The sequence below is a fragment of the Flavobacterium sp. UW10123 genome, from assembly GCF_040538975.1.
Taxonomy (GTDB): domain Bacteria; phylum Bacteroidota; class Bacteroidia; order Flavobacteriales; family Flavobacteriaceae; genus Flavobacterium.
Genome location: NZ_JBEWQE010000002.1, coordinates 167,491 through 179,960, shown reverse-complemented (window position 1 = coordinate 179,960; position 12,470 = coordinate 167,491). Strand labels below are relative to the sequence as shown.

The following is a 12,470-nucleotide window of genomic DNA, read 5'->3' as shown; positions in this document are numbered from 1 at the left end:
ATTAAATAGATTGTTCTTCTTGTCTTTTTCTGGCTCTTTTTTCTTTGATCATTTCCCAGCTAGCACCCGTAACCCAGTAAGATACGAAACCAACTAAGAAAAACATTAACCAAAACCCTATAGTTAGTATGGTTAAGAAAAGTAAAAAGCCTAAATACTGTGAAAATTCAAACATGTTTTCCGGAATTTTTGAATGTTACGACAAATGTAGCGTATATATTTTTTCTCAGCAATAAAAACTAAATCAATTTTCGTTAAATAACATTTATCCGTATATTTATACTCATTTTAAATAAGCTTTTTTAGAACTTGAAATCCTTTTAAATAAAGAGCTCAGACAATTATAATAATTTTCAGGAGCTATTTCCTGCTGTCCGCTATATCTTTTTGTTTTTAAAGAAAAAACAAAAAGGATACCGCTCCCATCAGGGCTAAAAGACTCATTTCCAAAAGAAACTTTTCATTTCATATTTAGACATTTCACATTTTACAAATAACATTTTACATACTACACAATGAAATATAGAATAGAAAAAGACACCATGGGAGAAGTTCAAGTCCCAGCCGATAAATATTGGGGTGCACAAACAGAACGCTCCAGAAATAATTTCAAAATCGGATCAGCAGCATCAATGCCAAAAGAAATCATTGAAGGTTTCGCCTATCTTAAAAAAGCTGCAGCTTACGCTAATTATGATTTAGGCGTTCTGCCAATTGAAAAAAGAGATGCCATTGCAACGGTTTGCGACGAAATCCTTGAAGGCAAACTGGACGATCAATTTCCGCTTGTAATCTGGCAGACGGGTTCTGGAACGCAAAGCAACATGAATGTAAACGAAGTAATCGCCAACCGTGCTCAAGTTCTTAAAGGCTTTGAAATTGGAGAAGGCGAACAATTCATAAAAGCTAATGACGATGTAAATAAATCACAATCTTCAAACGATACTTTTCCAACTGGAATGCACATTGCAGCTTACAAAATGGTTGTCGAAACGACAATTCCAGGGGTCGAAAAACTCCATGCGACTTTAGCGAAAAAAGCAGCTGAATACAAAGACGTTGTCAAAATCGGAAGAACACATTTAATGGACGCAACTCCATTGACACTTGGTCAGGAAATTTCAGGCTACGCAGCACAATTAGCCTTCGGAATAAAAGCATTAAAAAATACTTTAGCACATTTATCTGAAATCGCTCTTGGAGGAACTGCTGTCGGAACTGGACTAAACACTCCAAAAGGTTACGACGTAAAAGTCGCAGAATACATCGCAAAATTCACAAAACATCCTTTCATAACTGCTGAAAACAAATTTGAAGCGCTTGCCGCACACGATGCCATCGTAGAAACACATGGAGCTTTAAAACAACTGGCCGTTTCATTAAATAAAATTGCTAATGACGTTAGAATGCTTGCTTCTGGCCCACGTTCTGGAATTGGCGAAATTCATATTCCTGAAAACGAGCCAGGATCTTCTATCATGCCTGGAAAAGTAAACCCAACGCAATGTGAAGCTTTAACCATGGTTTGTGCTCAAGTTATCGGAAACGATATGGCAATTGCTGTTGGTGGTATGCAAGGACATTATGAATTGAATGTTTTTAAACCTGTAATGGCAGCCAACTTTTTACAATCAGCACAATTGCTGGGCGATGCTTGTGTTTCTTTCGATGAACATTGCGCCCAAGGAATCGAGCCAAATCATAAACGCATCAAAGAATTGGTAGATAATTCACTTATGCTGGTAACAGCTTTAAATACTAAAATTGGATATTATAAAGCTGCAGAAATCGCTCAAACTGCACATAAAAACGGAACTACTTTAAAAGAAGAAGCCGTTCGTTTAGGTTATGTAACCCCAGAAGATTTTGACGCTTGGGTGAAACCGGCGGATATGGTATAATTTAATGGTTAATTGTGAATTATCAATTGTTAATTCTCATCGATACGAATAAAAAAGAGCTTTCTAAAATTGGAAAGCTCTTTTTCATTAACCATTTATAATTAATAATTAACCATTATTCACGTAGTCTTGCAAATAACTGAATCTTTCAGTCAATTTTCCGTTTTCTGTGATTTTGGCGCGTTTTAAGATTCCGTCTTTATCTCCGTTGAAAAAAGCTGGAATTACGTGTTCCATAAATTGCTCTCCGAAACCTTCGCTGGCATCTTTTGGAATTTCGCAAGGCAAATTATCTACAGCCATAACTGCAACAGCCGCTGGATGAAAGAAATCTACCTCCCTATCTTCTAATGGAAAATAACCATACAACGGGTCTTCGATTGTTGAAGAACGTATTGTACAAGCAATTGGCCCATTAACATCACAAGAAATATCGGCCACAACTTTCAATTTACAATCGCTTGCATTCAGCATTTCTTTTGTTAAAATCATTGGCGCATTATTGGCATAAAAGTGTCCTGCAAAATAAATATCAGAAACTTTTGTAAATCTTTCAAAATCAGATTCATATTCTTCTGGATGATTCACAAAATCTGTAAAATCTAAAACCTGGCCGTCTTTTCTTTTGTTATATTCTAAAACATCCAACTGCACATAAACTGCCTGAGCATATTTTTTTGTCAAATAATTATCAATCGTAATTTCTTTCACTTTTATAGCATCCAAAATTTCTTTTGCTCCACTCCCAACCTTTCCTGTTCCTGTAACAACAAATTTTAGAGCTGGCATGGTAATGCGTTTCAAATGCTTAATTAAATCTTCTTTTCCTGAAAGTGATTCCGCTTTCGGAAGTTTAAACAATTCGAATTTAATCCCGAATGCGCGAATTCCGTTATAAACTCCAACCATTCCAGCATATTTTCCGAAACCAATTAAACGATGATCATGTTCGTTTACAATTGTCTCATGATCGTATAAATCAATATTTTTTTCTAAAATAGCCTGAAGTAATTTTCTGTTATGAGGCTGTTTTTTAATTGTATGAGAAAAAAAGAAATAAGCTTTGTTTGGAATCAAATTGTCGACAGGAACTTCTTTTACACCAAATAAAACATCGCAATCGGATACGTCGTCAGTAACGGTAATTCCCATATTTTTATAATCATCATCAGAAAATATCCTGATATCTGAACTTTCAACTTTTACAGAGGCATCATGATAAAGTTGCTTTAATCTTGTCAATTCATTTGGAGAAAATACGACTCTTCTATCTGGCGGGTTTTTTCTCTCTTTTATGATTCCAAATTTCATTTAATGTGGTTTTTTAGTTTTTAATAATATAACTTTTTAAAACATATTTGTTTCAAATATAACAAATTTAGTTAAAGTTTTGTTTCAAAAATTCTTTTTACAATGATTTAAAACTGTTACAAGCTGAAAAACAACTGACTAAAATTTATATTTCTTAAAAAAAAGTTAAAAAACACAAAATAAAGCCTCAGAACCAAGAATACAACAAAATTGAATTCGATATATTTGTTTTTAAAGAACGATGCAAATGATTTTCCTTAAAAAGACAAAGATACCACAAATACTTTTTTCAATGCTTGTTTTAAGTTCATGTGGTCAAAACAAAACAACAGCAACAGATACAACCCAAACAGTCGAAGATACCTTACCTAAAATGAAGCCGTTAGGAGCTGAACCAAAAGTTTCACAGGCTTATAAAAACTCGGTTGTAGGCAGAATAAATCACTTTTATAACAAAAATTGGCCAAATAATACCATGAATGGAAGCTTCTTAGTAGCCAAAAATGGACAGATTTTATTTGAAAAATATAACGGTTTTGCCAATAAAAATGAAGGAACCGAAATAACTCCTGAGACACCTGTACAAATTGCTTCTGTGAGTAAAGTGTTAACTGCTACAGCAGTTTTAAAACTGGTAAACGCAGGCAAAATTGACTTAGACCAAAAAGTAAATACTATTTTAAAGACTTTCCCTTACGAAGAATGCACCATTAGAATGTTATTGGATCATCGTACAGGAATGCGTAATTATGCTTATTTCACAGATCGCGACAAATCTATTTGGGACAGACATAATCAATTAACCAATAAAGATATTTTAGATATTTTAGCAACAAAAGATATTGGTTTAGAATCTAGAACTGGAACACGTTTTAGTTATTGCAATACCAATTATGCAATGCTGGCTCTGATTATCGAAAAAATAACGGGCTTAAGTTATAAAGAAGCAATGTCTGAAATGATTTTCAAACCTCTTGGAATGAAAAATACCTATGTTTTTGATGATGATAAAGACAGAAAAAAAATTGTTCCTTCTTATAAAGGTAATGGTGTAGAAATTGGTTTTGATTACCTAGACAATGTTTATGGCGATAAAAATGTTTTTTCTACAGCAAGAGACCTTTTAAAATTTGACCGTGCAAGACAATCGCCAGATTTTTTAAAACCTGAATTGCTAAAACAAGTTTATACTGGTTACAGCAACGAACGCAAAGGAACTAAGAATTATGGCCTTGGAATTAGAATGATTAATTGGGAAACTGGACAAAATTTCTATTTCCATAATGGCTGGTGGCACGGAAACACCTCATCTTATATTACTTTGATGAAAGAAGGAGTTACGATTATTGCGTTATCTAATAAGATGACCAGAAACACTTATGCAGTTCGCAAACTGGCTCCAATCTTTGGAGATTACCCTTTTAATTTTAAAGACGAAGAATAACAAAATTTTTCTGAAAATTTTAGCAGAAAGTAATTTCAAATACTCTAAATTTGCAGACTTATTTTTTGGGGTCGACTGGTTTTGACAGCAAGTCGAATTGAACAGTAAGCACGTCGAGCATTGAGACCTTGCTCGTAAATATAAGATCTCGAACTTTTACACGGCGAAAATAATTACGCTTTAGCTGCATAATCCGAATCATAGTACGATTGCGCCACGTCTCTACAAGGTAGAGAAGCTGGATTCTCCTGGAAAGCCTTGGTTTGTGGCGTTCCGTTCAGGGGAACCGTAAAAATAAACCTAGATTTCCATGAGCTTCGGGTGGATTTCGAAAATTAAGAAGATAAGTGTTGGGTGGTTGTTTCTGGCCTAGCTCAACATCGAAAATCCAATCAGGAAATAAGCGTGTAGAAAGCTCTTTAGTTGCTTGTTTGGACCCGGGTTCGATTCCCGGCGACTCCACAAAAAAGCCTGTAAACTATTTGTTTACAGGCTTTTTTTATACTTAAAAATAATAAATTCTATTATACAAACATACTTCACAGTATCAAAGGCAAATGTAATTCGCCTATATCTTTAATTGAATAATAGCCTAACTTGCGGTAACTCTCAAACTGTGCTTCATCAAAAAATTGATCTCCTGTTGATTGTTGCGGGAAATCTGGATTAGCCAAAGCATATTCCCTAATATCAGCTGGTTCCTCTCCTGTCACTACAGTTTTGATATATACGAGTGTTCCAACATTTATTTTATCGCCCGGATACTTGATAGTTCCTTTGACTATATGACTCTTTCTTTTAATAATATCATCAATTGGAATATCAATTTCAACTCCGAAATCTATACGGCATCTTCTTATGGCGTTTGCAAGCCCTTCGCAAGTTCCTTTATTATCCTGTTCCGCGTCACCCAATAAAATATACTGACAACGTCTTCTTATAAGTTCATATAGACCTGTATTGTCAAAATGACCTCCATCGGAAAGACAAACATACTTCATATTAATATCTGACTTACCAATAAGATCTCGCATTAAATACAATAAGCCAAATACTGGATCGGGATTCTTCCATTTAGCGAGTCTCGGATTACCAATCCACCAGCCTAAACGCAGATTAAAAAGCGTAAGTAAAAAAGCCATGGTAGAAGAAGAATGATATCCCCAATTTGGGTTAACTGCAGCGCCCGATATTGCCATTGCAGTTCCCATAGTTGGCCCGCCATTTTTATTGGAAAACTTATTTGTTGGTCTGTATCCGTACTCATATATTCGATCTACATTATAAGTCGAAGAACGCGTCGGACTAAAATCATAGCCACAATATAATGGAGAAAAAACAAATGATTCTCCCTTACGATCCTGTCTATCTAAAGCAAAAACTACAGTAGCATTGAGTGTAGCATTTATAAGTGGAAGCGGTCCAAAATAACCATCCTTAACAGTCATTGAGGACAACAGAACATCATCATAAGCATCAAATCCCGTAAATGCATTTGCTGTCTTTATTCTTTCTTCCCTGCTTCGTGTTGCCCCCATAAAAGCTCTAATGAGTCTATTTCTATAAAAATGATGCAATGAAAATTCATTAACACCTACACGCCAACTTACTAATAATGTAATAATTAATAAACTTATTGTAATACAACCAAATTTAGCCCAGTCCTCTTTTATATTCGGGAAAAAATTAAATTCTTCTATTTTGTCTAAAATCCAAGAACCTATCAACAGAACTCCTACCATAAAAACAAAAGGAACGACTTTAAGCAAAATATTTATGTAGCTTTTCTTTTTGCTATCATTTTCCTCTGTAGCTTCAAAAGCTTTTTTCATTCCCCATCCAATAAATCCAGCCCAACCTGTCCAACCTGTTAAACTTTTCCAATCAAAACCGTCCAAATTGCTTGAATATTTCCCCCATAGATCAGGCATAATCAAAGAAGCAAAACTTATGATAATCCAAAAAAGTATGAAACGATGAACCAAACCGCCTATTCTACCCCACCATTCTCTTCTATAATCTGGAAAAAGATTCCCCATAAGTGCCATTCTAATAATCACAGTAATCGAAAATATTTCAAGGATACAAGGAATACCAATAACAAAAAACACTTTATAAGGATTGGAATAATGATCAATCACCATATTGCAAATACTACTTGTATTGGACCAAAAAACTATCAAAAGAAATACTAACACCGCCGATGCTACAAGAGAAGATAAAGCAATTGCCCAACCAACTTTTTTCTCAAATATTTTTTTAGATTCTTGAATTTCATCTTTAACGGAATCATTTTTCTCTTCTTTTGGCGTAACATTTCCTACTCCTCTTTTCATAAGATCCCATCTTTTATGGTAATTACCCCAAACAGCTACCCAGATAAAACCTGAAAATGCCGCACAAAAAACTAAACCTATAAACCAAAATTTATCATTTCCAATAAAATTTGGATTATATGCCGCAAAATAAGTACTAATTATTAATGCACTAAATCCACCCCAAATCAGAATTATATTAGGAATAAAAGTTCCTAGCTTAAATTTTCTCGTAAAATTTATTATTGATTTCCTTAAATTTATTAACCATACTTTATGCGATTCTTTTTCTTCATCACTATAAAAAGTTCGCATTGGAATTGCAACAATGAGAGAACCTATTATTAGTATGATACTGCTCCAAATAGAAACACATAAAATACTTTGTTGCGTTATACTTTCTCTAACCCAATCCCAAAAGGAATAAATAGTATAGATGAAAGATAAAATAGTCAATAATGTAAGTAACAATACAGTCTGATTAATCATTGTATTGCGTACCCAAGTCATGCCAGAAGTCCATGCGTCTGGAGACATTATTCCAACATTCGGAGATAAATAATTGCTGAACATTCTGAGCCATCGTATTGGACGAACTTCATCGGCCAACGGATCACCAGATTTATCAGGAGAAAGACGGTCATTAATTTTGCTAAAAGAACCTGATCTCTTTACCCATGAATTAAACCAAGTTCCAATATAACCACCACCAGATACAGTTGAGATATAATCAAATCTGTGAAGCGCATTTAATGCTGCCAAACGTTGTAGAATTCCCAGATTAAAAGTTGCGGATCTGATTCCACCTCCTGAAAAGGCAAGTCCCATAAGTTTCATTTCGCTTGCTTCTCCCACAGCATCAAAAACTTGCTCTGCTTTAATAGAATGAGATGCTAAGGTTTCACTATTATAATCATTGCTTACCGAAGCTAGATTTAATTCTTTATCCCTTGCTTTTCGTGCCCTAGAAATTTCTATTAACTCATCTCTAAAGAGTGTTTCAAAAGGAAGTGAACATCCGTTTTTTATTAATTTTTTGAGCAATTCTTGGTCATTTTTGAGGTATGATTGAGCAAACTCCGCCTCTTCACTCTTCCAAAACACAGCATGTGTATCCTTATCTTCCCTAGTCAGTAGATCATGATCATTAAAAGTCACCACCGTTTCTGATTCCTTTTCGACTATTTTCTTTATATAAAATTGATAAAGTCTTATCGTATAATCTTTCTCTTTTTTTAATGTTATAGCCAAAATTACCTGTACTGGCATATATTCTAATAATTCAACTAGTTCAAGACGTTTGTCTGACTCCTTATATAAAATGTGCCTTATTTTCTCCCTCCAAAAAAATGGCGGTTTAAACAAAATTAGATCCGATGTTCCCTCCGCAGATAATAGATCCATCTTTTTTTTACCTATTAATATATTTTCAGAAAGCCAATCCAAAAGCGAAACGGTCCTCTTAAAATATATTCGAGCAAGATCTTTAGTGTTTGCTTTTGTAGGGCTATGCCAGACCAAATCTCTAATTTTCTCTTTTTGATTAGGAGTTAAATTATCAATGAGCAAATTACCTACATTAAGTGATTTCCACTCTGTATTATTATTCAAATTGTTCGATACAACTACTTTGGGCTGGCTTTTTAAAATATCTTGAAATAAGGTGATATAAGAAACCGCTTCTGCTGTAAGATCTGTTACTATATCCATGGCTATTTTTGTTTTTAGAATCTGTCAAATTAGGTATCAAGGAATATCTAAGTAATTTTCAATGCTTTTTTCTAACCCTATAATTGATATAAGAATATGCTAATTGCATATCGCAAAAAATGCTCGACAATGATATTTTATAACTTAAAAATGTCTTTTCGAATATTAGCATAAAACATTGGAGTTGTTCTACTCATATTTTTCTAAAAATGCAGGAAGTGGGCTTGTAAGGAATCTTAGATTTATAAGACAAATTTAATTTTAATATTTAAAAAACAAATAAGTACAATTACCTGTTTTTCAACACATTAAACCTAAAAAAAATCTTAAACAATAAAACTCAAAATAAATTAAAAGAAAAAAACACTTTTGCCTTGTTTTCGACCTAATTTTCCTCTCAGATGAAAATTTGACAACACTATGAGAAAATTATATAAAACAGTGAGCCGTCTTACAATGTAATTTTAGAATAATCTAATTGAAGTTAGATCTAATTACTTTAAAATTTATTAATTATGAGATCAGAAAATTACACATCAGAAGAATTTGGATTTGAAATGAATTCTTATGAAGAACAGCTATTACTAAATTATGATGATTATCTAGACGGCGATTATATCAATAAGCTGTCCGCTTCTAACCATTACAATCTAGAGCTTGGAGAATTGGAAGATAATCTTGAATATGATTTTCATTCAGAGTATGATGAAAATGACTGGGAAGAAGAGGAAGATTTAAATGAAAAACCCGCAGGCGAATACGATGAGAATGAAGAAGAACCTGGAAGTTTTGAAATGTTAAGCTAAAAAATACTATTATGAAAAATTTTTCTCTACTTCTAATTTCAATTTTCTTTTTTTCATGTCAGCAGAAGGAAAACAAAAAAGCTTCTGCTGAATCACCAACGCCCGTTGTTCAAAAAGAAAAAAAGCAAGAGAATAAACAAATTGGCGACACTATTGCTATGAATTTTAAGAATGAAGAAAATGCGTTTTTAGCAGAAGGCCATTTAGATTCTCTCTATTCAAAAGTATATGTTCAATTTAAAAATGAAGATTTGGGCGAATTAAAAGCTCAGATTATTCCAGATGCAGGAAAAGGAAACATTCGTTTTAATCAAATTATTTTTCCTGATAAAACCTCAGAAGGCCCTTTTGGAATGGACTTGAAAATTCCGCTTCAACAAAAAGGAACTCATATTTTAATAATCGGACATTCTTTAATGGCTGATAATCCTTATTATGGAAATTTTAAAGTGCAACTAAATATTCAGAAAAAATAATGCATTGTTAAAATTATGCTTTAATTCTCTTTCTATTTTTTGCCCAATAAGTAAGATATACAATTCCTAGAATTAGCACGAGAATGTCAAATCTAATGATTTGTGGTATGCGGTTGATTTGATCGTTATAATAAGTTCCGCCTAAAAGAGCTCCCAAACCGATTCCGAGTTCCATAGAAATATACATAGTTGCCACAGCTTTTCCTCTATGCTCAGGATTACTCATATCAATCGTCCATGCACTAATTGCTGGCGACAAAATACCGGTACCGACTCCGTAAATTCCGGCTCCAATCAATAACATCTCGATATCTCTTCCTGAACTTATTACAAAAAGAGCAATCGAAGTTATAATTAATCCTGCCATTATCACTTTTGGTCGGCCATATCTATCGGAAACTTTTCCTGCACCAAAACGAACCATAACCGAAGCTACCGTAAAGGCCGTAAAAAATATACCTTTATTTGTCGCTCCCAAATGCTCGCTCCAATCTGGAATTAAAGTTAGAATAAGCCCGAAAGCTGTATAAGAAAGAAAAGTAATAATTCCTGCAGGAAATACATTTTTGTCTACAATATCTTTTCGGCCAATAATAAACATTGATCTGTTCAACTTTTCTTTTGTAGCAAGAGTTTCTTTCATATTCATTACAATAATAATAGAAAAGAAAGCTAGAAAAGACGAACAGTAAAACATTACATTAATTCCGAAATTATTGACAATCATACTTCCCAAGGCTGGTCCAAGTGCTCCTCCAATACTAAAACACAATCCATGCATTCCTAACGCTTCTCCCCATCTATGCTGTGGAATAATATCTGCCACATAAGCCGATGTCGAGGTTGGTTTAAATCCTGTAGAAAAACCATGCACCAAACGCAGTAACAAAAATCCTGAAACAGAACTTAAAATAGGATACAAAAATCCGCATATTACACAAACCGAAGAACCAATTGCCATAACGGGAACACGCCCCCATTTATCGGTAAGCTTTCCGCTAAACGGACGCGAAATTGCAGCTGTTAATGTAAATAATGAGATAATAAGTCCTTTGTATTCTGCTCCTCCTAAACTGCTTAAGTAATTAGGAAGTTCAGGAATCATCATATTAAAACTTGATGAAAATAATAAAGAACTCAAGCAAAGTAAAATGAACTGTAAAGTATAAATTGATTTTTCGTTTTGTGACATTATTGGATTTTTATATAACTAAAGGCTGATAGAAAATTATAATTTTTAGAATAATTCCAGCTGATTGTTTGGGTTTATGGGTTTCTTTTTAGGAGGTTTTGCATCGTCAAAAACGGTTTTTCCGCCATACTTGTACGATTCTTCTCTTTCTCTTTGAACAAGCGCATCAAAATTGGAGTTTGGCGTAAAACTTTCTTCTGCTCTCCGCGAAATCTCAGATAGTTTTTGAATGGCACTCAATTTATCGCTATTTCCGATTTTAGCACGATTTATAGCTCTTTGAAGCGTATCGATAGTTTTATCATAGATTTTAACGGGAACAGGAAACGGATGTCCGTCTTTTCCACCATGAGCAAATGAAAAACGAGCTGGATCATCAAATCTTGTTGGAGTTCCGTAAATGATTTCGCTTACCAAAGCTAAAGACTGCAAAGCTCGTGGTCCCATTCCTTTTAAAAGCAGTAATTCTTCAAAATCTTCTGGTTTGTTTTCGTGAGTAGCCCAAAGCATGGCACCGAGTCTTTTCATATTCACATCTTCCATTCTCACATCGTGATGCGCGGGCATAGAAAGATGTTGCATTTCTTTTATGATTTTAACAGGTTCTTCTTTTATCAATTCTAAAATACCTTCGCGAGATTTTGTAGCAGCATTTGCAGTAAGATTTAAAATTGCGCCTTGATTTTCGCCATAAATAAAAGTGTGCGGTTCATTAATAAAAGACTTTAAATCTTGCGAATGCCAATGGTATCTTCTGGCAGTTCTAGAATTCGGATTCATTCCCTGCTGAATAACAGCCCATTGCCCTTTATTATCAACAATAAAATTATGCTGATACAACTGAAATCCGTCCTGAATGGCGGTATTATCAACTTTTGCGGTGAGTCGGCTGCAGCTGGCAAGATTAATTCCGTCTAGACCAGTTTTTTCTCCAACAAATAAAAGCTCCTGCGGTGTGGCCATAGAATGTTTTCCTTTGCCTCCACAAATATAAATTCCAAGTTCTTTGGAGTGCGGATTAACCGATTTTTTCAAAGCTCCAAGCACCGAAGTTGTAATTCCAGATGAATGCCAATCCATTCCCATAACGGCTCCAAAACTCTGAAACCAAAACGGATTGCTTAATTTGCTGATTACTTCAGAAGTCGAAAATTCCATTGCAATAGTTTCTACAATGGCCAACCCGAGCTTAGACATTCGCTCAGCAAGCCATAATGGAACATGTCCATAATGTAAAGGAAGATCTGCCGTGCCTGAACGTTTCATTTGCTGGAATTATAATCCTGCAAAAATACTTTATTTAATTGTGAATTAT

At 34.2% G+C, this 12,470-nt stretch carries 9 protein-coding genes and 1 other RNA gene; 5 read left to right on the top strand and 5 right to left on the bottom strand.

Features of this window, described 5'->3' with window-relative positions; genetic code table 11:
• Nucleotide 1: 1 nt before the first annotated feature.
• A complete protein-coding gene (locus ABXT06_RS03095) occupies nt 2–175 on the bottom strand; it encodes a hypothetical protein (RefSeq protein ID WP_111288649.1) in 174 nt (57 codons plus the stop codon).
• A 340-nt stretch (nt 176–515) separates the two neighbouring features.
• On the opposite strand from ABXT06_RS03095, the gene fumC reads away from it, so the two are divergent.
• On the top strand, nt 516–1,901 hold the full coding sequence (gene fumC / locus ABXT06_RS03090; RefSeq protein ID WP_354589427.1) for a class II fumarate hydratase: 1,386 nt from the start codon (nt 516–518) through the stop codon (nt 1,899–1,901).
• A gap of 108 nt (nt 1,902–2,009) precedes the next feature.
• Here fumC and ABXT06_RS03085 read toward each other — a convergent pair whose 3' ends face one another.
• Complete coding sequence (locus ABXT06_RS03085) at nt 2,010–3,212, bottom strand: NAD(P)-dependent oxidoreductase (RefSeq protein WP_354589426.1); 1,203 nt, start codon at nt 3,210–3,212, stop codon at nt 2,010–2,012.
• Nucleotides 3,213–3,453: 241 nt separating this feature from the next.
• Here ABXT06_RS03085 and ABXT06_RS03080 point away from each other — a divergent pair, with 241 nt between their 5' ends.
• Both ABXT06_RS03080 and ssrA read left to right on the top strand, forming a co-directional pair.
• A complete protein-coding gene (locus ABXT06_RS03080; RefSeq protein WP_354589425.1) occupies nt 3,454–4,656 on the top strand; it encodes a serine hydrolase domain-containing protein in 1,203 nt (400 codons plus the stop codon).
• Between the two features lie 67 nt (nt 4,657–4,723).
• Nucleotides 4,724–5,121: a transfer-messenger RNA gene (gene ssrA, locus ABXT06_RS03075) on the top strand.
• 74 nt (nt 5,122–5,195) lie between these two features.
• On the opposite strand, the gene ABXT06_RS03070 is transcribed toward ssrA, so the two are convergent.
• Nucleotides 5,196–8,681 (bottom strand): patatin-like phospholipase family protein, encoded by a 3,486-nt coding sequence (locus tag ABXT06_RS03070; RefSeq protein WP_354589424.1) that lies wholly within the window; start codon nt 8,679–8,681, stop codon nt 5,196–5,198.
• Nucleotides 8,682–9,196: 515 nt separating this feature from the next.
• Here ABXT06_RS03070 and ABXT06_RS03065 point away from each other — a divergent pair.
• Nucleotides 9,197–9,487 carry a hypothetical protein gene (locus ABXT06_RS03065; RefSeq protein ID WP_354589423.1) on the top strand — a complete coding sequence of 97 codons (291 nt, stop codon included), beginning with the start codon at nt 9,197–9,199 and terminating at the stop codon, nt 9,485–9,487.
• 11 nt (nt 9,488–9,498) lie between these two features.
• Complete coding sequence (locus tag ABXT06_RS03060) at nt 9,499–9,963, top strand: hypothetical protein (RefSeq protein WP_354589422.1); 465 nt, start codon at nt 9,499–9,501, stop codon at nt 9,961–9,963.
• 13 nt (nt 9,964–9,976) lie between these two features.
• On the opposite strand, the gene ABXT06_RS03055 is transcribed toward ABXT06_RS03060, so the two are convergent.
• Both ABXT06_RS03055 and ABXT06_RS03050 read right to left on the bottom strand, forming a co-directional pair.
• Entirely contained in the window at nt 9,977–11,155 is a 1,179-nt protein-coding gene (locus tag ABXT06_RS03055) for an MFS transporter (protein WP_354589421.1), read from the bottom strand.
• Nucleotides 11,156–11,200: 45 nt separating this feature from the next.
• Nucleotides 11,201–12,421: a DUF763 domain-containing protein gene (locus tag ABXT06_RS03050; protein WP_354589420.1), complete on the bottom strand. Its 1,221-nt coding sequence runs from the start codon at nt 12,419–12,421 to the stop codon at nt 11,201–11,203.
• Between the last annotated feature and the right edge of the window lie 49 nt (nt 12,422–12,470).